10 protein-coding genes are annotated in these 24,085 nt (G+C 34.7%); 9 read left to right on the top strand and 1 reads right to left on the bottom strand.

What is annotated here, in order from left to right:
* Positions 1 to 3: 3 nt before the first annotated feature.
* Together HC176_RS02745 and HC176_RS02750 are read left to right on the top strand one after the other, a co-directional pair.
* Complete coding sequence (locus HC176_RS02745; RefSeq protein ID WP_167916661.1) at positions 4 to 1,872, top strand: LamG domain-containing protein; 1,869 nt, start codon at positions 4 to 6, stop codon at positions 1,870 to 1,872.
* 233 nt (positions 1,873 to 2,105) lie between these two features.
* A complete protein-coding gene (locus HC176_RS02750; protein ID WP_167916662.1) occupies positions 2,106 to 3,224 on the top strand; it encodes a peptide-N-glycosidase F-related protein in 1,119 nt (372 codons plus the stop codon).
* A gap of 83 nt (positions 3,225 to 3,307) precedes the next feature.
* Here HC176_RS02750 and HC176_RS02755 read toward each other — a convergent pair whose 3' ends face one another.
* Entirely contained in the window at positions 3,308 to 6,865 is a 3,558-nt protein-coding gene (locus HC176_RS02755; protein WP_167916663.1) for a glycoside hydrolase family 38 N-terminal domain-containing protein, read from the bottom strand.
* 323 nt (positions 6,866 to 7,188) lie between these two features.
* Here HC176_RS02755 and HC176_RS02760 point away from each other — a divergent pair, with 323 nt between their 5' ends.
* The 7 genes from HC176_RS02760 to HC176_RS02790 all read left to right on the top strand — a co-directional run bounded on the left by HC176_RS02760 (position 7,189) and on the right by HC176_RS02790 (position 24,073).
* Positions 7,189 to 7,308: a CoA transferase gene (locus tag HC176_RS02760; RefSeq protein ID WP_167916664.1), complete on the top strand. Its 120-nt coding sequence runs from the start codon at positions 7,189 to 7,191 to the stop codon at positions 7,306 to 7,308.
* Between the two features lie 69 nt (positions 7,309 to 7,377).
* Positions 7,378 to 10,065 (top strand): GH92 family glycosyl hydrolase, encoded by a 2,688-nt coding sequence (locus tag HC176_RS02765; protein ID WP_167916665.1) that lies wholly within the window; start codon positions 7,378 to 7,380, stop codon positions 10,063 to 10,065.
* A 592-nt stretch (positions 10,066 to 10,657) separates the two neighbouring features.
* Complete coding sequence (locus tag HC176_RS02770) at positions 10,658 to 14,692, top strand: hybrid sensor histidine kinase/response regulator transcription factor (RefSeq protein WP_167916666.1); 4,035 nt, start codon at positions 10,658 to 10,660, stop codon at positions 14,690 to 14,692.
* A 115-nt stretch (positions 14,693 to 14,807) separates the two neighbouring features.
* Positions 14,808 to 16,127: an L-fucose:H+ symporter permease gene (gene fucP / locus HC176_RS02775; protein ID WP_167916667.1), complete on the top strand. Its 1,320-nt coding sequence runs from the start codon at positions 14,808 to 14,810 to the stop codon at positions 16,125 to 16,127.
* 401 nt (positions 16,128 to 16,528) lie between these two features.
* Entirely contained in the window at positions 16,529 to 17,899 is a 1,371-nt protein-coding gene (locus tag HC176_RS02780; RefSeq protein ID WP_167916668.1) for a sugar porter family MFS transporter, read from the top strand.
* Between the two features lie 1,125 nt (positions 17,900 to 19,024).
* Positions 19,025 to 22,150: a SusC/RagA family TonB-linked outer membrane protein gene (locus HC176_RS02785; protein ID WP_167916669.1), complete on the top strand. Its 3,126-nt coding sequence runs from the start codon at positions 19,025 to 19,027 to the stop codon at positions 22,148 to 22,150.
* A 9-nt stretch (positions 22,151 to 22,159) separates the two neighbouring features.
* Entirely contained in the window at positions 22,160 to 24,073 is a 1,914-nt protein-coding gene (locus HC176_RS02790) for a RagB/SusD family nutrient uptake outer membrane protein (RefSeq protein ID WP_167916670.1), read from the top strand.
* Positions 24,074 to 24,085 lie beyond the last annotated feature (12 nt).

Below are 24,085 nucleotides of genomic sequence, written 5' to 3' on the forward strand. Positions count from 1 at the left end.
AAGATGAAGATATTAAACAATTTAAAAAAAGTAGCATTTGCATTACCGCTGGTAGTACTGTTCTTTACGGTATCCTGTGATAATGACGATGATTCAACTACACAGAATTTTAATATTGCTCAGCTAGAAGAGAGAATAGCTGAGGCTGAAGACTTAATAGCCACAAGTGTTGAAGGTATTAATGCAGGAGATTATCAACCAGGCTCTAAAAAGGCACTTCAAGATGTAGTTAACTGGATTTATAAGAGAATAGAAAGTTCCAAATCTCAAGCAGATATTGATGACGCTGTTATTAAACTAAATGCGGCTATAGATAAGTTTTTAACAAGTACGGTTTCAGTAGCCTTACCTTGGATACAACATGGAAATGGATCTGGAATAACACTTTCAGACAATCTAAAGCAAGTTTTATTTGGAGCCTCTACTATAGAACTACAGGTATACATTGTAGACTTGAATGCGTTTAGTGGCACTGGACTTAATAATTTGCTTTCATCAGAAGCACTTCCTAATAATGGGATGACTGCAAGATATTTTGCAGATGGTTCCTTACAATTAGTAGCTGGAACAGCATCTGGCTGGGTGGTAGCTGGTGCAGATCCAGGAACTCTTAAGTCTGGAGAATGGCTGGATATTGCGTATACCAATTCAGGATCTGGACAAAAGTTTTATGTTAACGGTGCTTTAGTAGCTACTATAGAAGGTACACCTGCGGAAACTGATGTGCCTTACATAATTGGTAATGGACCCTTCTGGAATGATCGTTCCTGTAATGTTGTCGTAAAAGAGGTTAAAGTATGGAATTCAGAATTAGACCAAGGAACAATACAGGCTAATATCGGAGCCAGTGTAGATGGCACAGAGTCTGGTCTAGAGGCATATTTCCCACTAGGGTCTAATTTAGGGTCATCTTTCTCTGATGTAGTTGGTAACTCAACTGCAACTCTTGAGGGGGCTGTAGAGTGGGTGTCAGAGCCACCAGTAATTGTACTTAACTATGATAATATTAATGCAGCTATTCAAGAATTAACAGATTTTAGGGCAACGGTAGTTGAAGGTGATATGGATGGTGACTACCCAATTGGTACCTTAGATTATATCGATAGCTTACTCGAAGGCGCTAATGGAGTCTTAGAGAGCGAAACGAGACAAACAGCCTTAGATGATGCAGCTGATTCATTAGGAAGTGCTATTGATTTAATAAATGCAAACTTGGTAGGACCAGCAGAGGGTATATATATTGATAGTGAAGACCCTAATGCGGTAGGATTTAGAATGACACCTAATTACACACCTACAGGAGATTATACCTATGAGTTTGATTTAAAGATTAAAACTTTAGAATTGCCTGAATTTGGTTGGGGAGACATTTTTGGGAATAACACCTTAGGTTTAAGACTTAATGGATACCAGGAGTTGTCTGAAGAAAACCTGCTAAATGCTGGAGGAGGTTGGAACTTCACTTATATTGAAGCAATAGCAAATTATGCAGGGCCTACATATCCAGCTTTAACAATAAAATCTGGTACTTGGCAGCATATAGCTATTGTGCATGACGATAATGCAAGAACCACAGCCATTTATGTTGATGGGGAAATGGTTGCACAACAGGAAGATGTTGGCGTACCTATGAATTCTGTTTGGGGAGAAACATGGCTTGGCAATGCCTTTGGAGCTAAAATTAATGGTTATATTAAAGATTTTAGAAGATGGGACGAAGTACGTTCTGTAGGAGAACTAAATGCCGATATTGATGGTACAGAGCCTAATTTACAAACATATTTCCCGTTAGATAGAGTTAAAGGTATTCAATTTAGTGATGAAACAGGAAACTATAGCGGAGAAATGCGCGGTATAGTTTGGAATAATTAAAACATATTTCGTTTTAATTAGTTTGGTTTTTGTAAAAAGAAGTACCTTGTCTAAGGTGCTTCTTTTTCTTTTATATGGAATGTGATAAAGGTTTTTATATTCAAACTACAAATGAATTTTACATGCTAATAGTAATATAATTTATTATTTGGTTCAAAAGATTAAATATAAATTTACTGTTAGTATTACTTATTCTATTAAGAAACGCCTATTTACGTAATATTTAGTAAAAAATGATAAAGAAGAATAAAGTCATTAATACAGAATTATTAAAAAGAGTATTAAAAAGAGTATTAAAAATTTCAGTTTATTTACCGTTTATATTAGTATTTAGTTTTTGCTGTAGTGGCAATACTGCAGATGGTACAAATACTTCTGAGAAACCTAAGAATCCTCTACAAGATTTCAAAACCTTAAATTATAAAACGTTTAGTAAAACCAGAATAGCATTTGGAGCAGGTCTTAGCCAAAGTAAAATAGCAACTTTTACTTTAAATGAAGATAATACTAATGTTAAGGCTGTGAAAATGTTTATACAATTAGATTGCCCTAATGCAGGGTGCAATATTTGGGATGTTTATGCCAATATTAGTGTCAAGGATAAAAAAACTAAAAAGTGGTTTGAGTTGGGGAGATACATTACACCTTATGGAGTAGATACCTCACAATTAACACGCGGTATTGAAATAGATGTTACCGATTTTAAATCTCTTCTAGAAGGTCAGGTAGAACTTCGTGCATTTATAGAGACTTGGGGAGATGACGGTTGGAATTTATCGGTTGATTTTGATTTTGAAGAAGGTATACCAGATTTTCCCTATTACGCCGTCTCAGAAGTTCTTGCTTATAACAGTTCTTCTTTAGGAGGAGTTCCATACGGTAGTAGTTCCGCAGGCTTTGATTTATCCAAAACAATTACTGTTCCTAGTAATGCATTTAGTACACATTTAAGAACTATAATAAGTGGTTGGGGACATGCAACTCCAGCCGATAGCGATGGTAGAGGTTGTGCTGAGTGGTGTTTTAGAACGCATCAAATTAAAATTGATAATGAAACTAAGTTTACGCACGAGCTTAAACCAATAGGGTGTGGTAGTAATAAAATAAACCCGCAACGAGGTAATTGGGCGCCAGATAGAGCTGGTTGGTGCCCGGGAATGGCAGTACCAGTTAGGATTGATGAGTTTGATAAATCAAATTCTAATGTAACATTTAATTTTGAATACGATTTTGAAGATTGGGTGTCTGATGGGGGTACGCAATCTGGACAAACAGGGGCTTTCTATGCAATTTCTACTTATGTTGTGGTAAAAAGTAAAACTCCAATTGATGCTCCTGTAATTACCAATTAATTCGGATAAATGCTATTAATAAATAATAAAGCCGGCTATCTTTAAAGTGAAGCCGGCTTTCTCTTAAGAAAATATAACTGCTATTAATCAACTTTTAAACTATAGGTTTCTATGGCATATTTACCAATTTTCAATTGAGGTGAAACGGGTACAGGGTTTTCTTCAATAATGTTGGTATGATGATAAGATTTAATATCAAAATAAGAGGATACATTCACTGTTTCCGTACTACCCTCTACATTATACATCCTTGTAATAAAATCTTCAGAATCTTCTGCTTTTTTAATAGTAGTTATGATAATATTGTCCGTATCAATAGAGAAGAAACTTAAATTTTGCGGTAAATAAGGTTTTGATGCGGTAATGGGATTAACTACCACATGAATCGGCTCATTTTTTTGTTTCGCTATCTTTTGACCTGATACACTACCTGCTTTGGTTGAGGTGAGCACATTATGAAAATCGTGATTTCCACCCTGCGAATATTCGTTACCTTCCCAATGGCACGAGGTTCTACTGGCCAATAGCAAATGCTGTAATATATTGCTGTCGGTTTTACCTGTTGGGTCTATCCAATCTGCGGCTGCTACTGATGAACTTAGTGTTATAGAAACTTCGTTATCGGTTGCCGAAATCCAATCTATAATAGCTCTTGGGTGTACGTCTTTACATAGTGGTGTGTAGCGTTCTCCAGCAGTTTCAATTTCGTCCTTGCCTACTCTTACAGTACCAAAAGGTACTTCATGGGCTATTTCAGGGTTTTCCATGTTTACTGGGAATGCTGTTCTAAATTCTCTATAAAGTTCTCCAGACCAATTGCGTAAACTGGTGTTAAAATACACACGTTTTAAGTCGTGGTACAAGGTAATGTCTTGTCTAACTACAGCATGCTTTATTTGTTGTTCCACTCTATATTTAGTGTACACAGGACCATTTTCTAAAACTTCCCAATCGGTATTGTGCAAGCTTACTTGGTCATAGTCTACCATAGTAGGTTGCTGTATATCTCCAAACTCTCCAGCGCCATTACCAACAGATTGCATGGTGAAAACGTCGCCTGTTTTAAATACGCTATTATCAAACAATTCTTTGTTCAATTCTTTATCGAAAACTGAGGTCATACCACCTTTTTCAAAATTGATGCGATAATAAGGGTTTTCGTAAGCACTTTTTGAAACATTGGTATTGTTGGCAAAGGTTGTTTTTTTGTTTTGAACATAATATGTGGCATACCCTATAGATGGAATATTTTCAGCAATAAAAGTAACATCAGCACTTTTTAGACTTCCATCGTCATGATATTTGGCATTTGTAATTTGTGATGGGATTATTTTTTTGTCTTTATTAACTATGGTGATGCCATTTTTGTAACCTTTTGGAAATTGTAGTGTAGTGGTTACAGGGTCTGTTCTTTCCCAAGACAAACTATTAAAAAGCACAATAGGTATTCCTATTTTTTCATTTTTTTTAATTTTAGATGCAATGATATTTAAACCTTCATTTAAAAGGTTTTGCCCCATGGTTCTCGATTTTATCAGATTTTCTTTAAATAGATTATCGGTAACATCGCCATCATGACCGCCCCAGCCGTGGTCTGGATAAATTTTGGCTTGCCACGCTTCATCAAAAGTTTCAAACGGATAAGGCGTTTTAACAGGGTCTAATTTATTGGCAATGGATAGAAATTTTTCTGCGGCCGGTAGTAATTTAGAACCCTCTCTACTAGCAGTAAGAGCATCATGATGCCCTGGGCCATGAATGTACACCCATACATTGGGGCGTTCTCCCATGATGGTATCTACTTTGGTAGCATGTTGTTCTGCTAGCGGTAGGTATTCATCAACCGTCATAAGTTCCATTTTCGGTAAATTCACTTCAACTTCTTTTCTGTTGCTATCCTTTACCTTATCGAAGGTATTCCAAGTATCAATATAGTCAGAATAATCAATGGCAGGCAACATGTCTTGGCTGGACAATAGGGGGGTGTGTATTTTGCCATCTTCAAAACTGTTTTCCCACCAAAGTATTTGTTCTGCTCCGTATTTCATTTTGCTGTTCATGTCTCTGGTTAGGTATAATAAATCGTTTCCATAATGCCCAGGGGAGTAAGTAAACACAGAACTACCATCTGGACTCGCCCAATGGAACATTCCCTTTGCATGCCTACTAATAACCATATAATCTACACCTGCTTTTTTTAGTATTTGTGGATATTGAAGGGTTTTACCAGGTACATCAACATTCCAATATACTTTAGAGTCGTATCCACCAAAGGTCTTTTTTACCCATTTTTTACCTAAATATAATTGGCGTACTTGGTCTTCGGCATCATACATGTCTTCGTAAGGGCAGTTGTAAGTGGCTCCAACAGAAACTAATTTTCTATTTAATAATTCTGTAATTTGTGCCTCAGAACCTGGGTGGCGGTCTATGTATTCACGCAACATTAAACCATCTTCAATGTCAAAACCATAGTCATCGCGTATAAAAGCATCCTTTAAAACGGGTGCCAATAACAACGTGTCTCTTAAAATAATACAAACCGAAGGTCTATCTACCCAAGCAATATCTTGGTGACTGGAATTCATTATTGAAACTAAACCTTTATCGTATTTCTTATCGAAGAAATTATCATAAGTATCAAAGAATTCAGGTTTATAAAGTTTAGCTAAAGAAGCAGTCCAGTAGGGATTGTAATTGGTAATATGATGGTATAAAAATGAACCAACAATGTCAGTTTTCATGCCAGAGCCGTCACCTTTTTCAAAAGTTAATGTTATAGTTTCATTGTTGTAAATAACCTCAAAACTATGTTTAGGAGCGTTAATTTGGAAAGATGCTTTTGCCAATTCGCCTTGACCTTTAAACGTTTTTGATTTACTCTTTTTTCCATCGGAAATTAATTGAATGGGTTTGCCAGCAAAATGAGCAGGGGCATCTACATACAGTACATTATCTTTCTGCTTGATACTGAAGGCCATTTCTTCTGTAACCGATTTTTTAATGCGCTCTACAACATCAGTGCCCTTAAAAATCATAAACCAGCAGTTGGAATTTTTTTTGCGTCCTATCACTTTTATTTTGGCACTTTCTCCTTTTTTTATTTTTGAGGTAGGAACCGACAATCTAAAAGCTCCTAGACCATCGCCATTGGCATCGCGCCTTACCAAAAAGTATTGAGCATTACCATTACCAGGATTTTCGGTGATAGACAAGGAACCATCTTTGTTAGAATTAAAAGTTAGCAGGTGTTGGTCGTTTACAAAAATGTCGAATGACTCCCTTAAATTAAAATCTATGTCGCTTAAGAAAAAGAAGTTGACACTATCTTTTTGATAGTTTTCAGGTACTTTTCCTGTTAGAAATTCAAAGCCCATTTTGCCAGTTGTAGCCCTTGCAATCATAGAAACATTCATGTCTTCTCTGAGCGAAGGATATAGGAAAAATTCCGAACCAGAAAGCATTTCTTTGTAGCCTTCAATATCATCTTTACAAATTTGATGCAAGTGGTAATTGGTGTTTAGCTCTTGAATATGACTAATACTGGTGCCTCCGTGCAAAATAACTGCAGAACTATTGCTGGAGTTATTGGCATTAACGCTTGTTGTAATACATAGAATAATAGCAACGATAAATTTCATAGTGTTTTTGTTCTTTGTAAGTTTGATTTTTACTAAATCGGTTTAGTTTTAAATTAATAAAAACAACTAAATCGGTTTAGTTTCCAAATATATTGAAAAAAATAACATACATCAACTAAAATATTTGTCAACTTTATGGACAGATAAATCAAAATTCCTAAATATTTGGAGTTTACTTTACAAATAAGGTTGTTTATGTTGTTGTTTGTCGAAATGTTATTTTTACTAAAAAACTGAAAATTATCTTTATGTAGATATTTCAATTTCTGGTAATTATAGTATCTATTTAAGAACTTATTTGAAAACACATAATAATAGAAAAAATGCAAGAAGCACTAGAAGGTGTAAAAGTTTTAGGTTTTTCGCGGTTACTACAATGGCCTTATGCAACTCAAATGAAGAGCGATTTAGGAGCCGATATCATAAAAGTAGAAAGGGCTTAGTTACTAGTCTGTCCTTTCATTTGGTAAATTGTTATAAAAATTTATGAAATGATTTATAAATCAAAAATTTTGAAAAAAAATAAATATCTATTTAGCTTTTGTGCTCTGGTTCTATGGATTGTAAGTTGTGAAACAAAAAACCAACAAGAGGATGATGTCACTGCTAAAGACCAAATACAACATATCGACACCAGAATAGGTACAAAATCATGGTCTGGTAAATCGACCTTGAGTCAGGCAGAATTGCCCCAAGGCCATGTATATCCGGGCGTTGGTTTGCCATTTGCCATGACTCAAATAACCCCACAAACCACAACAAAAGATATTCCATATTGGTGGGAGAATGAAAAAATACAAGGATTCCGCAGTACGCATTATCCCAATGGGGCTTCCATGTCTGAATATGGCTCATTGACCATAATGCCATTAGTTGGCGAGTTAAAGACAACTCCCGAAGACCGAGCCTCCAGTTTTAGTCATGGTTCTGAATTAGCTCAACCTCACTATTATTCAATAATACTGGATGATTATGATATTAAGGCAGAACTTACGGCAGTATCCAAAGCCAAGTTTTTGCAATTTACCTTTCCAAAATCTAATGCGTCACATATTGTTATCGATAACCCGATGGCCCATGGTTATTTTCGTGTAAATCCTGAAAAAAATGAAATAGAAGGCTATACCGATAATACCGGCAGAAAAGGCAATAAGGGTTACACAGGTAGGGAATTTGCATCTTATTTTGTTGCAAAATTTAGTAAACCTTTTGAAGATTTTGCCCTAGTAGCAAAACCAGATTTAAGTAGTACAATTGAGCTATTCCCTGATGGGTTTAGGGGAGAATTCTACAATAATATGGAACTTTCGGGAAAACCGAATTTACAACGTATAGATTCCTCCATTGATTTTGAATGGTCGGGAGCCCCTGCTAGTACCATCAATACAGACCTGTTTTCAGTGAGATATACGGGAGAGCTTATTGCAAAACAATCTGGACAACATACGTTTTATGTAACTTCTGATGATGGCGTTCGTTTATTTGTAAACGATACATTAGTCATCGATTCTTGGGTTAATCGAGGCGCAACAACAGATGATTTTAGTATGAATTTGAAGGCTGGGGAATCTTATAAAATAAAAATTGAATACTATGACTATTATGGCGGAGGTACTTTAAAATTTGGTTGTGCACAACCGGCATCTTTGAATGCATCTAAATTAATGCAAATGGCTATAAATGGGGCTGAGGCGTCGGCAGTTCACGTTTCTTTTAAAACGGAAGAAGATGAAAAGGTTCAGGTGAAGATAGGGACCTCTTTTATAAACATAGCGCAAGCAAGAAAGAATTTAGAAAGTGAAATTAATCATTGGGATTTTGAGAAAACGGCACAAGCCACTAAAGAAGCATGGAATAAAGCCTTAGAAAAAATACAAATCGAAGGGTCAGAAGACCAAAAGAAAATATTCTACACAGCCTTACAGCGCAGTTTATTACTACCAAGAAACATTACGGAAGATGGTTACCACTATAGCGCTTTTAACGGAAAGGTTATGCCGGGGATGATGTACACCGATTTTTCAATTTGGGACACTTTTCGCTCAGAGCACCCTTTACTTATTTTACTCGAGCCTGAAAGGGTTTCAGAAATGATTACCGCCCTATTAAATTCTTATGATGAAGGAGGTTGGATGCCCAAGTGGCCTAGTCCGGGGTACTCCAACATCATGCACGGTACTCATGCCGATGCGGTTGTTGCCGATGCCTACATAAAGGGCATTCGAGATTATGACACAGAAAAGGCTTTTGGAGCTATGTTAAAAAATGGTACAACACCCGGTACAGGACATTACGTGGCTCGTGTAGGTATTATAGATTACCAAAAGTTAGGTTACGTACCTACAGATAGATATGGTGAATCGGCCATAAGAACCCTGGAGTTTGCTTACGACGATTATTGTATTGCCCAAATGGCAAATGCAATGGGTAAAGAAGCAGTATACAAGGAATACATAAAGCGTTCACTTTATTACATAAACTTTTTAGACCCAGAAACAAAGTTGGTGAGAGGTAGAAATGCCGATGGAAGCTGGCGCAGTGCTACAGATCCTTCTATTAGTGGTTGGGCGTATGGTTCCGATAAGGATAGAGAAAATTATTTTAGAAATATTACACTCTTTGCCCCGCATGATGTGCAAGGGCTTGCCAATTTCATGGGAGGTGATGAGGTTCTTGAAGCTTATCTAGACCATTTTTTTGAAAACGATTTTTATTATGTGGGCGATGAATACTCCATGCACTCGCCTTATTTGTATAATTACATAGGGGCACCTTGGAAAACCCAAAAACTGATTAGAACCTTACTCAACGAAAACTTTTCTTCGGGTCCTGGAGGATTACCGGGTAATGAAGATTGCGGACAAATGTCGTCGTGGTATATTTTTGGAAGTATGGGCTTTTATCCCACATGTCCCGGTAGCCCAACGTATCAAATTGGAAGCCCCATGTTTGATAAGGTTAGTTTAAAATTATCCAACGGAAAACAATTTACCATCATAGCTCATAATAATTCACAAGAAAATGTTTACATCCAATCGGCAACTCTTAATGGGAAGTCCTACACGAAATCATGGATTCATCATGATGATATTATGGCCGGTAGCACACTAGAATTCGAAATGGGACCCAAACCAAATAAGGAGTGGGGAGCCAAGTTAGAAAACAGGCATGAATCCGTTAGTAAACCAATTTCTAACTAAATCATATTCATGAAAAATATTTTGCAAATTTTAGCAGTATTGAACTTTTTATCTTAGACGGAACAAAAGGAGAATAGAATTAATATTATTTATCTTTTAATCATGTCAAAATGAAAAAGGAATTTTTTCATAAACTTTGAGAAGAAAGCTTAGAAATAATTTTTTTATTTAAAACACCATTAGTTTAAATTTACAGTTAAGAAGATGGGTGAAGTCTGTAGGGACAGAAAGAGGTTATAGTAAATAATTAATTCAGTTGCATTAAAACGATGGTTAGAAAACCATATCATATGTCTATCAATAGAAGTAATTTTAAGTGTAGTTTTGTGAATTACGGGTTAAGGAGATTAAGGTAGAGCTGTTAAAACTTGGCTATCATGTTTATTGGTTTATAATAACCAAGGTCAAGAGTAAATCTATTTTTTTACTTTTTTGAAAACCCAAATCAAGATGATTGGTATAAATTTAGAATGGAATAAAAAAAGTGCGGACTTCGTTTAACTTACAAAAAGTATTTAAAAAGAGTGCCAAGCGTTAATTTTATTAATTTAAGCAACAGTAAAGTTAAAATAAATCAATTACAGTAGTTATCATGTCCAAAACTAAATTCTTATACACTATAATTTTATTTTTTTGTTTTAAAGGTATTGGTCAAGAGCTATATTTTGAGCATTATAACGAAACAAAGGGTTTGTCTCATAATTCTGTTAGAAGTATTGTTCAAGACAATAAAGGCTTTTTATGGTTAGGCACATTTGGTGGTGTAAGCCGTTTTGATGGATACGATTTTAAAGTGTTTTCAGCCAAGAATGAAACATCAAATTATCTTAATAGTAATGATATTTTACAAATAATGCCAGATGAAAAATCTAATCTATGGATTGCAACAGATAATGGACTAACTAAATACCACTTACCTACATCTAGTTTCAAAACTTTTCATTCAAACCCTCAGGATAAACATGCTATAGTTGAAGATAGATTAAGATCTATATTTATTGACAAAACCCAAAGGGTTTGGGTGGGAACATTAAATAAAGGCTTGTGCTATCTAGATACTAATACAAAAAAGTTTTACAAAGTAGATTTAGGAGAACTTGATAATATTAGAGGTATAACTCAAACACACGACGGTAGAATATGGGTAACCAGTTTTAATAATGGAGTGTTTAGTTTTTTTATAGATGAAACTGGAAAAGTAAACGATTTACAAAATTATGAACTGCACCCTACTAGAGTAACAAATAAAAATGCCAATGCTTATTTTGTTTTTGAAGATAAGGCTTATAATGTATATGTTGGAACGCGTGAGGGTTTATTTAAACTAGATAAGATTGACAATAACTTTAAAGTCATTAGGGCAAACCCCATGAGTAGTTATTTTAGGTGTTATACTAAAGCCCCAGATGGCGGTTATTGGTTTGGTACATCTAACGGAATTATTGAATGCACCTCAATGGAAGCTTTTATAAAAGGTGAATATAAGCAGCACACAACCGATTTAAACAACCCTAATTCCCTTGTGAATAATTACATTATATCCTTGTATTTCGATAATTTGGGTGTGCTTTGGGTGGGTACAGAAAATGGATTGGAAAGTTTAAACCCATTTGAAAACCAATTTAAATCTTTAGGGTTGAATTTTACGGGAAACAATCAAATACCAGTTATCAGTTCTTTTGCCAAAACGTACGATAATAATCTACTTATAGGAACCCACGCTCAAGGAATGTTCTTAAAGAAAAATAATACTTTTATTAAAGTTCTTAAAAATTATAAGGAGATAGGTAGTATCTACACAGATGATAACATCATTTTTTACATCGGATTATGGGATGGTGGCGTTGTAGAATACAATTATAAAAACAATCAACAGAAAAAACTAAATGTAGGTTTTGTTAATTCGCCAGTGTTTGCGTTTTATAAAATATCAAACAATGAGCTATTAGTAGGCTCACAAGGTGAAGGACTTGTAAAGTTTAATTTAAGAACAGGAGAAAAGGTTTTTATAAAAAAAAATAACCCCAAATTTAAAGACATTAACAAAATAGTATATTCCAAATCTCAAAACCTATTTTGGATTGCTACCGAAGAAGGAGTTTTTAAGTACAATATGCTATCCAATAGTTTAGAGCAATATACAAACCAAAATAGTAATGAAGGCTTATCTAACAACAAGGTAAAGGATTTGTTTTTTGATAGGCACGAAAAGCTTTGGGCGGGTACAAGAGAAGGTTTGCACTATTACAATTCACAAACCAATAAATTTGTACATCTAAATCAGCCCAAAGCATTGGCTGATGAATGGGTTACCGATATAACAGCAGATAGTTTAGGTATAATATGGCTAAACTTAAATTACAATAAAATAGGAAAATATAACCCCGAAAATAATGATTATAAAACGTTTTACGTTAACAACGGTATGCGTTCAAACTTATGGAATAAACGCGGTTTTTTACATTTTAATAACGATAAAATTTATTTGGGGGGCAACAAAGAAATAATATTATTCAACCCTTTAGAAATAAAAGAAAATAAAAATGCGCCAATCCCGGTTATATCTGATTTTAAAGTTAGCAATAATGAAATTAAACCAGGGGAAAAGCTTGAAAATGTGCTAATTTTAAATGAAGATATTAATTACTCAAAACAAATACAATTAGGGTATGGAACTAGAAATTTTACAGTTAAGTTTTCTTTGCCATCTTATGTCAGTCAAAGGCAAAATACGTTTTATTATAAGCTAGATGGTTTAGATAAACAATGGAACAAAACAACTAGCGGATCGCGCGCTATACAGTATGCCAATTTACCTTCGGGCGAGTATAGCTTAAAACTTAAAGCAACCAACAATAATGGTTACGAAAGTGACATATCGAGTTATACGATCAAAGTTTTACCTCCTTTTTGGCTTACACCAATCTTTTTTATTATGATTTTTGGGCTTCTTTCAATAGGAGCATATTTTTTACATAACCAATTAAAAAATCGTAGACGCTTAAAGCAAGAATTGCTGCTTGAAAAAGTGAAACGTGAGCGTGATGAAAAACTAAACAACGAAAAACTCCGTTTTTTCACAAACATATCACATGAGCTTAGAACACCGCTAACACTCATTTTGGGGCCGGCAAAGCAGTTATTAAATAATCAAAATGATGATTATATCCTTAGTAGGGCTAATTTAGTATACCAAAACGCCAATCGTTTGCTAAGGTTGGTTAATCAAATTTTAGATTTTAGAAGAGCAGAAACGGGTGAGTTAAAATTAAAAGTAGCTAAAACAAATGTAAGTGAGCATGTTAAAAGTGTATTTAATTCTTTTAAAGAATTAGCTATAGAAAAAAACATCAGTTTAAGTCTAAACATTGAAAGCGAAGGTGCTTTTATATGTTGGATTGATATTGATAAGTTTAGTAAAATATTATTCAATTTGCTTTCCAATGCTGTAAAATTCACTGAAAGAAATGGAAATGTGGATTTGTTTCTTGGCCTAAAGGATAACGATGCAAAAAAAATGATTCTTGAAGTTAGTGATAATGGAATTGGAATTCCAGAAGAAAGTCAAGAAAAAATATTTAACAGGTTTTACCAAGCTAGAACTACTGTAGAGAACACCGGTACAGGAATAGGTTTGTCTTTAGTAAAAGCACTAGTAGAAATCCATAAAGGAGAAATTAAGGTTAATAGTTCCATTGGTAAGGGTAGTGTATTTACTGTAGAATTACCTGTAAATAAAAACGCCTATAATAACGATGAACGCTTTAAGGCTGTCCAAACCAAATCAGTAGATTCTTTACCAAAAGAGAGCCATATAACTAACCAATTAGAAATCGTACAATCTAGCGGTAACTCAAATCCGTTACCGCAAACCAAAGTAAAACAAAAAATACTTTTAATAGAAGATAATACCGAACTAAGAGATTATGTGGCACAGTACTTATCCAGCTTCTACAAGGTTGTAGAGGCTAAAAATGGGCAAGAGGGCCTTGAAATATGCAAGAAAGAAAAGCCTGTTTTATGTGTTGTAGATGTTATGATGCCTATTATGGACGGGTTTGAATTTGTTGAAATACTAAAATCAGATGACGATATCAGCCATATTGGTGTAATACTTTTAACGGCATTAGCAGAAAATGAAAATAGAATAAAAGGATACTCTATAGGTGTAGATGGTTACCTCACAAAACCTTTTGATCCCGCACTGTTAAAAACCCGTATTGATAATATAATAAAATTACATTTTGACTTAAAGCAGCGTTTTTCAGGTGAAGTAGAAGGTGATATATTAACCTTAGCACACTCGCAATTAGACATAGATTTAGTTTCCAAAATAAAGGGAATAATAGAAAACAATATTAGTTCTTCCAAACTATCACCAAATTTTATAGCAGAAGAAGTAGGCATGAGTACTTCAAAACTTTATAGAAAAATTAAGCAACTTACCGATTTAACGCCTTACGAGTTTATTAGAACGATTCAGTTAAAAAAATCTGCACAACTATTAAAAACCAAACGCTACAATGTTTCTGAAGTTTCAGATATGATAGGTTTTAATGATCCATTCTATTTCAGCAAGGTATTTAAAAAACAGTTTGGGTATAGTCCAAGCAAACTTTTAAAATAGTTATGCAGTATTTGTCATATGGGTCAATATTTACATGTTTTTGAATAGATTTTACTGCTAAATATCATGAAAACGTAAGATTTTGCAAACTAAAAATTTCTAAACTAAACTAAATATGAAATCAAAAATTCCTGTGGTACCATCTAAAATGTTGCTGCCATTTATATTAGTAACTTCGCTTTTTGCCCTTTGGGGCTTTGCTAATGCTGTAACCGATCCTATGGTACAGGCTTTTAAAAAAGTTTTAGAACTTTCAAACTCGCAAGCTGCTTGGGTTCAAATGGCGTTTTACGGCGGTTATTTTTGCATGGCATTGCCAGCATCAATATTTATGCGCAAGTATTCTTATAAAACCGGCATTTTAATTGGTTTGGGGCTGTATGCTGTTGGAGCACTTTTGTTTTATCCAGCTGCAACCACCGAGAAGTTTTGGTTCTTTTGTCTTGGTTTATATATTTTAACGTTTGGATTGGCTTTTTTAGAAACAGCGGCAAATCCGTATGCTTTGGCAATGGGACCAAAAGAAACAGCCACACAGCGTTTAAATTTAGCTCAAGCATTTAATCCTGTAGGGTTAATACTAGGCTTATTTGTAGCTCAACAGTTTGTGCTTAAAAATTTACAGTCTGATGATATTGAAAACTTCTCATCACTCGATGAGGCTTCTAAATTATTAATTAAAACTTCAGATTTACTTGTAATTAGAAATCCGTATGTCATTTTGGGGTTAGTCCTTATAGGCGTATTCGTGTTGTTTTTGGTTAGTAAAATGCCACAATCTAGAGAAGAAGGACATTTGCCAAGCATTAAGGAAACGTTTAAAAATTTAGCTAAAAATAAAAACTACACTCTTGGGGTTTTAGCACAAGTTTTATACGTAGGGGCACAAATTATGTGTTGGACCTACATATACCAGTATGCTGAGGGTATTGGTGTAGATAGTGTTACAGCTGGTTACTATCAAATGGTAGCGTTTGTTTTATTTACTGTAGGTAGAGCAGTAGGTACGTATATGTTAAGATTTATAGGCTCTGGTAAATTATTAATGCTTTTTGCGTTATTAGCCATAGTGTTTGTGTCTGGAACCATTGTTTTAAATGGCCTTTTAGGCCTTTATGCACTTGTGGGCGTATCGTTTTGCATGTCTTTAATGTTTCCAACTATTTATGGTATAGCTCTAGGAGATTTAACCGAAGAACAATCTAAGGTTGGGTCTGCTGGTTTGGTAATGGCCATTGTGGGGGGTGCCTTAATGCCTAAATTACAGGGTAGTATTATAGATTTTGGGGGGGCGGGAGTATCCGATATTAAAATTTTAGGAGTATCTGAAATTAATTTTTCTTTCATCCTCCCTATGTTATGCTTTATATACATTATGTGGTACGGCTTTTTAGTTGGCAATCGTGAAAAAACACAAAAGATTCATTCGAGTTAATAGGCCAAACTAACCTATTTTGATACTAATACTAATCAATTAAAAAGTCTGAAAGTGAATTATGAAGAACGGATTGAAAGTTATTAAGGTTTAATCGGGTCAAATAACTAATGATAAATTATAATAGTTTATTAAAAAAAGAACGAATCTGTTAATGAGATATTAAGTGACAAATTAGTTTTGTAAATAAAATATATACCATATATTTGAATGTATAGACATATGGTCATTTAAATTATTTGCCTGATTAAAGGTGTTTTTATTATTTGAAAACAAATAATAATGATTCCATAATATCATTATTTAATAAAAAATATAAAACTAAATTTTACTCAGGCATGAGTACTAATTAATCAAACAACTACTTGCTAAATAAAGACTAAAATAACTTAATTATAAAAATGAAAAGCACAAACACTTCAGTTCAAAAAATAAACAAGCGTTATATATATATAGTAACCATTACAGCTGCTTTAGGCGGTTTATTGTTTGGTTACGATACGGCAGTTATTGCTGGAGCTATTGGTTTTTTGCAGACTAAGTTTCAGTTATCAGCAGCCATGACTGGTTGGGCGGCATCGAGTGCTATTTGGGGCTGTGTTTTTGGAGCAATGGTTGCGGGCTATGTGAGTGATAGATACGGAAGAAAGAAAGTCTTATTAATTACCGCAATACTTTTTTCTATTTCTGCAATAGGCTCTGCAATTCCAAACACGTTAACACAATTTGTAATAGCCAGATTTATAGGTGGTGTTGGTGTTGGGGCAGCATCAATGTTGTCACCTTTATATATTTCAGAAATTGCACCAGCTAAAAAAAGAGGTATGTTGGTAACATTATACCAGCTAGCTATAGTTTTAGGAATTAATGTCGTGTATTTTATAAACTTAAAAATAGCAGGCTCAAGCACTGAGGCTTGGAACGTTGAAATGGGATGGCGTTATATGCTAGGTTCTGAGGTAATACCAGCGGCACTTTTTTTCTTTATGTTGTTGTTTGTGCCAGAAAGCCCAAGGTGGTTAGCTTCAAAGGGAAGAACCAGTGAGGCCGCAAAAGTTTTAAATAAAGTAAACGGACAAATAGAAGGCGAAAAAGTTTTAAATCAAATAAAGGAAACACTGAAATTTGAAAAAGGTACCTTTAAAGAGTTATTGTCCAGTAGTTTGAGACCTGCATTAATTTTAGGATTGGTTTTGGCACTGTTTTCACAGATTACGGGAATTAATGCTATAATTTACTATGCCCCTGAAATTTTTAAAAATATTGGGTTTAATACAGATTCAGCGTTGTTTCAAACTGTAATTATTGGTGCCGTGAATACCTTGTTTACCTTTGTGGCTATACTATTTATAGATAAAATTGGACGAAGAAAATTATTGATTTGGGGGCTAATAGGAATGATAGCATCACTGTTTGGCGTGGGCTGTGTATTCTATTTCAATCAGAGTTCTAGTGTTTTTACCTTAATTTTTATTTTAGGTTTTATAGCGAGTTTCGCTTCTTCCTTGGGGCCTATTCCTTGGGTTATTATATCTGAGATTTTTCCAACTAAAACGCGAGGAATAGCCATGTCTTGTGCTACGCTAATGGTTTGGTTGGGTGTAGTAGGTATCACGCAGTTTACACCAGTTATGCTAGAACATTTAGGAGGTGCATTTACGTTTTGGGTGTTTATGCTAAACGCTATATTCTTATTGGGTTTTATTTATAAAAAACTACCAGAAACGAGCGGAAAAACACTTGAGGATATTGAAGAAAGCTGGAAGAAATAGTAATTAATAGTTTTATTGAAATTTTATACAAAAGCTGTTTTAGGACAATTCAAGGACTTGTCTTAAAATAGTTTTTTTTCTTTTGTTTAGAGCGAATAGATTCACATGTTATAGCCTGCCAATGGTTGCGGACTTCTTTTTTTTAAAGCTTTTATTCTTAGTATTAATCTGTCAAAATTTTTATATATACTTGATATGTTCAGACATTCATACAATATATTAGTTAAGGTTTAGCGCGAACCGTAAATTGATAAAAAGTCCATTTGTCTTCAAAAAAAAGAATTTAACCAAATAACTAATTATTATGAAATGTAAATTTTCACTTTTAGGCAGGAACATTTCAAGCATTTACTATTTGCTGCTATATTTTCGGTCTTTCATTTTTCGTTTTCTTTAGCAAAAACCACTAATGCTTCAATAGGAAAGATGGGCTTGCTCTAAGTCAATTTTTAAAAGTTAATTCTGAAGCAAAAATTTAATCTTATAAAATCAATTGATACTTATTGTTAATATTGACTCATTTTCAGTGACTTTAATATCATAATCGCATTCCTATTGTACTTAGCTTTACAATGAATAAAATTTATTATTCAATTTATCTTAAGTGTTTTTCATAAACCAATCAAACCAATTAAACCAAATAACTAATTATTATGAAATGTAAATTTTTACTTTTTAGGCAGGAACATTTTCAAGCATTTACTATTTGCTGCTATATTTTCGGTCTTTCATTTTTCGTTTTCTCTTGCAAAAACCACTGATGCTTTAATAGGAAAGATGGGCTTGCTCTAAGTCAATTTTTAAAAGTTAATTCTGAAGCAAAAATTTAATCTTAAAAAAAAAATCAATTGATACTTAATGTTGATATTGATTCATTTTTAGCGACTATAATATCATAATCGCATTCCTATTGTATTTAGTTTTACAATGAATAAAATTTATTATTCAATTTATCTTAAGTGTTTTTCATAAACCAATTAAACCAATTAAACCAAATAACTAATTATTATGAAATGTAAATTTTTACTTTTTAGGCAGGAACATTTCAAGCATTTACTATTTGCTGCTATGTTTTCTGTCTTTCATTTTTCGTTTTCTCTTGCAAAAACCACTAATACTTCAATAATGAAAGATGGACTTGCTCTAAGCAAAGGGTTGGATAAAATTAGCCAAAATTTTATTCAGGAGAGTGTATCTGGAGTTGTAACAGATGAAAAGGGAGTGCCACTGCCCGGAGTTACCGTTATGGAGGCGGGAACTAAAAACGGAACTGTTACCAATTTTGATGGAGAGTACAGTTTAAGTGTAACCAACCAAAACAGTGTGTTAGTATTTTCTTATGTGGGTTATACTACCAAAAAAATAACGGTAGGCGATAAGGAGAAATTGAATGTGCAATTGATGCCAAATCAAGATGAATTAGATGAGGTTACAATTGTAGCTTTTGCCAAACAGAAAAAATCGAGTGTTATTGGTTCTATTTCAACGGTTCAGCCAGGTGAATTAAAAATACCATCAAGTAATTTAACAACAGCGTTGGCAGGAAGAATCCCTGGAGTTATCTCGTACCAAAGAAGCGGGGAACCAGGGCAAGATAACGCGTCCTTTTTTATAAGAGGAGTCACAAGTTTTGGGTATAAGGTAGATCCGTTAATTTTAATTGATGGTGTTGAATCTTCAACAACAGAATTGGCACAGTTGTCGCCCGATGATATTAGTTCATTTTCAATTATGAAAGATGCAACAGCAACATCATTATACGGAGCAAGAGGTGCTAATGGTGTTATATTGATTTCGACTAAAGAAGGAAAAGAAGGTAAGGCTAAAGTATTTGTGCGCTACGAAACCTCGTTTTCAAGTAATACAAAGCAATTAAAGCTGGCGGACCCCGTAACATACATGCTGTTAGAAAATGAAGCAGTATTAACGCGCAATCCTATTGGGTTTTTACCTTACTCGCAAAATAAAATAGACAATACCAAAGCGGGCTTAAACGAATATGTCTATCCAGCAAATAACTGGATGGATCAACTGTTAAAAGATTTTACCGTAAACAATAGGCTAAATTTAAATGTTAGTGGTGGAGGTAAAGTGGCAAGGTATTATATAGCTGGGGTATTTAATAAAGATAATGGAATTTTAAAGGTTGATGATCGAAATAACTTTAATAGTAATATTAATCTTAAAAATTATCAACTTCGTTCGAATATCAATATAGACCTAACAGAAACCACCGAGGCCGTAGTTAGGCTAGCAGGTTCTTTTGATGATTATACGGGACCAATTGATGGAGGGGGAAGAATGTTTTCAAAAATTCTTGGTTCTAATCCGGTCATGTTTCCAGCATATTACCCATCCGAGGCTAAGCCTTATGCAAGGCACATCTTATTTGGTAATAGCAGTAATGCCTCTAGTGGTAACGAACCTAGTTTTATTAACCCTTATGCAGATATGGTTAAGGGGTACAAAGATTACACCAGATCTAATATGTCTGCACAGTTCGAGTTAAAGCAAGATTTGTCGTTTTTTATCCCAGGTTTGTCAGCAAGAATGCTGTTTAATACAGAACGCTATTCGTTTTTTGATGTTTCTAGATTTTATAACCCGCATTTTTATTCGGCTTTTGGCTATGATAAATCTAATGATTCCTATAAATTGAATTTACTCAATGAGCTATCAGCAACAGATTATTTAAATTATAACGAAGGCCAAAGGCAAATAAATTCAGCGACGTACACAGAAGTCGCAATTAATTATCAAAATACATTTTCTGAAAAACACGAAGTTACTGGTATGCTGGTGGGGACAAGAAGAAACCAATTGTTCGCAAATCAAGGTACTTTACAGAAATCATTACCATATAGAAACCAAGGCATTTCAGGCAGGGTAACTTATGGGTACGACTCTCGGTACATGACAGAATTTAATTTTGGTTACAATGGTTCGGAGCGTTTTCATAAATCACATCGATATGGGTTTTTCCCATCGGCAGGTTTAGGTTGGTTTGTTTCTAACGAGTCATTTTGGGAAGGCATAAAATCTGTGGTGCCGAAATTTAAATTGAGAGCAACTTATGGTTTGGTAGGTAACGATGCCATAGGTAGTGCAGAAGACCGGTTTTTTTATCTTTCAGAGGTTGACTTAAATGCGGGAGGCAGAGCCGCATGGTTTGGAACTAATTTTCAGTACGCTAGACCCGGTGTTAATGTAAACCGTTATTCTAATGAGGACATTAGCTGGGAAACTGCAAAAAAAATGAACCTTGGGTTGGAAGTTAATTTATTTAACAGTTTAGAGATACAAGCAGATTATTTTACCGAAAACAGAAGTAACATATTGATGGATAGGGCCTTTATTCCTGCAACCATGGGGTTGTCTGCACCTATTAGAGCGAATGTAGGTAAGGCAAAGTCAAACGGTTTTGAAATTTCTTTCGACTATAATAAATCGTTCACCAATGGCTTTTGGTTACAAAGTAGAACCAATTTCACCTATGCCCATAGTGAGTTTCTTTTCTTTGAAGAACCCCAATATTCTGAAGAAAACAGTCATTTGTTTCATAAAGGACAGTCATTGTCACAACAATGGGGGCTTGTGGCAGAGCGTTTATTTATAGATGAGTTTGATGTAGATAATTCACCCAAACAAAATTTTGGAGAATATGCTGCTGGAGATATAAAGTATAGAGATGTAAATGGAGATGGAGAGATAACCAATTTGGATAGGGTTCCAATAGGCCACCCTACGGTGCCTGAAATTATATACGGAGGCGGATTATCTCTAGGTTATAAAAATTTCGATTTTTCATTCTTTTTACAAGGTTCTGCTCGGTCTTCCTTCTGGATAGATCCAGTAAGAACAGCCCCCTTTGTTGCAAATCCCGATTTAGGGGCTGGATCGCAAAATGCGCTTTTACAAGTTTATGCAGATAATCACTGGTCGGAATCAAATAGAGATTCATATGCGCTTTGGCCAAGGCTGAGTAGTACTTTAAATACTAATAACACTCAAAGAAGTACTTGGTTTATGAGAAACGGAGCATTTTTAAGACTTAAGTCCGTAGAGTTAGGTTTCAGTTTGCCCGATGCCGTTATCAAAAATCTACATTTATCGAATGCACGTTTATACTTTAGTGGTATAAACTTATTGAGTATTAGTGGTTTCGATTTATGGGATATAGAGATGGGGGGCAATGGTTTAGGTTATCCTATCCAGCGTGTTATTAATTTTGGAATGACCTTTAATTTTTAAACAAGAAACATGAGAGATATTAAAAAAATAAGAATACTAGTTATTTTAACCTTTTTGGGAATAATTAGTTCATGTAGTGATTATTTGGACGTTGTTCCAGATAATGTTGCTACCATCGATAACGCTTTTGTTGATAAAACTCAAGCAGAAAAATACCTGTTTACCTGTTATTCTTTTTTACCCCGATTTGATGATCCTGAGGGGAACCCAGAGTTTTACGCAGGAGACGAATATTGGATTTTTTGGCCTATTCCCGATGGTTATGCGACTTCTTTAGACCCTTACCAAATTGCTCGCGGATTACAAAATAGAGTAAGTCCCCTAATGAATTTTTGGGAAGGAGGAGGAAGGGTACCTCCATTATGGCAAGGGATTAGATCTTGTAACATCTTTTTAGAGAATATTGATAAAGTAACGGACCTAGAACCTTTTCTTAAAAATAGGTGGATTGCCGAAGTTAAATTTCTTAAAGCTTATTACCATTGGTATTTATTGAAAGCCTACGGGCCAATTCCTATTGTAGACGAAAACCTGCCTATATCTGCCAACTCAGATCAGGTCAGAATAGAAAGGCAACCGGTTGATGACGTGGTAGATTATATTGTAGAATTAATAGACTCAGTAACTCAAGAAGAAGTTAATGGAGGTCTGCCCAATAGAATAGATAATAAAACTTCAGAGCTCGGTAGAATTACAAAGCCAATAGCTCTAGCAATAAAGGCACGTGTTTTAGTTACAGCAGCAAGCCCTTTGTTTAACGGCAACACAGATTTCGATAATTTTTTAGGCAATGATGGAACACCTTTGTTCAATACTAACTTTGAAATTGAAAAATGGAACAGGGCTTTAAAGGCTTGTGAAGAAGCAGTTGTAGCCTGCGAAGCAGCAGGAATAAGTTTGTACGAGTTTAATGAAAACGCTCAAGGTGCTACAGATAGGATAAAGACAGAAATGAGCATTAGAAATGCAGTTTGCGAAAGATGGAACTCTGAACTTATTTGGGGTAATGTTGGTTCTGATGTGCCTTCATGGGCAGTCCAGTTAACAGCTAGCCCCAATTTAGATCCTAATATTACAAGTTTAAATCTAAAGGCACATTTTGCGCCTACTTTACGCATTGCAGAAATGTTTTATACTGAAAACGGAGTGCCTATTGACGAAGATAAAACATGGAGCTATCAAGACCGATATAATTTGCGTACCGTTGAAGCAAGTGATGAAGGTATGCAGGAGGGGTACAAAACGGTCGGTTTGCATTTTAACAGAGAACCACGATTTTATGCAAACTTAGGCTTTGATGGTGCTACCTGGTTTATGCGCAATAATACTTGGGATTTAAAGACCAAAATTGGTCAGCATGCAGGAAAAAAACAGAGTGTTTTGTATTCCATAACCGGTTACTATGCTAAAAAACTAGTTAACTGGAACATGGTAATTTCTCAAGGAGGCGGGGTAAGTTTAGAGTTTTACCCTTGGCCCGTAATGCGTTTAGCAGATTTGTATTTATTGTACGCTGAAGCTTTAAATGAAACAGGTAATAATGCTTTGGCTTTAGAATATATTAATAAAGTGCGAGAAAGAGCTGGTTTGGAGACTGTACAAACCTCATGGAGTACTTATTCTAATAATCCCGGAAAATACACTACACAAGATGGGTTAAGAGAAATAATACAGCAAGAACGTTTAATAGAATTAGCGCTTGAGGGCAAACGCTTCTGGGATTTAAAGCGTTGGAAAAAATCTGCTTCTAGATTAAATACCCCAATTTACGGATGGGATATTGGCCAAGAGGAGTATGAAACTTATAACAGAAGAACGTTGCTATTCGATCAAAAATTTAATGCGCCACGAGACTATTTTTGGCCATTATCAGATAATGTGCTCACAATTAACCCTAATTTGGTACAAAACCCAGGGTGGTAAATTATTCTAAAA

Source organism: Tamlana crocina, assembly GCF_012037625.1.

Bases quoted from the DNA above. Each gene is read 5' to 3' on its own strand.
- HC176_RS02745 (WP_167916661.1), top strand. From the start codon at position 4: ATGAAGATATTAAACAATTTAAAAAAAGTAGCATTTGCATTACCGCTG.
- HC176_RS02750 (WP_167916662.1), top strand. From the start codon at position 2,106: ATGATAAAGAAGAATAAAGTCATTAATACAGAATTATTAAAAAGAGTA.
- HC176_RS02755 (WP_167916663.1), bottom strand. From the start codon at position 6,865: ATGAAATTTATCGTTGCTATTATTCTATGTATTACAACAAGCGTTAAT.
- HC176_RS02760 (WP_167916664.1), top strand. From the start codon at position 7,189: ATGCAAGAAGCACTAGAAGGTGTAAAAGTTTTAGGTTTTTCGCGGTTA.
- HC176_RS02770 (WP_167916666.1), top strand. From the start codon at position 10,658: ATGTCCAAAACTAAATTCTTATACACTATAATTTTATTTTTTTGTTTT.
- fucP (WP_167916667.1), top strand. From the start codon at position 14,808: ATGAAATCAAAAATTCCTGTGGTACCATCTAAAATGTTGCTGCCATTT.
- HC176_RS02780 (WP_167916668.1), top strand. From the start codon at position 16,529: ATGAAAAGCACAAACACTTCAGTTCAAAAAATAAACAAGCGTTATATA.
- HC176_RS02785 (WP_167916669.1), top strand. From the start codon at position 19,025: ATGAAAGATGGACTTGCTCTAAGCAAAGGGTTGGATAAAATTAGCCAA.
- HC176_RS02790 (WP_167916670.1), top strand. From the start codon at position 22,160: ATGAGAGATATTAAAAAAATAAGAATACTAGTTATTTTAACCTTTTTG.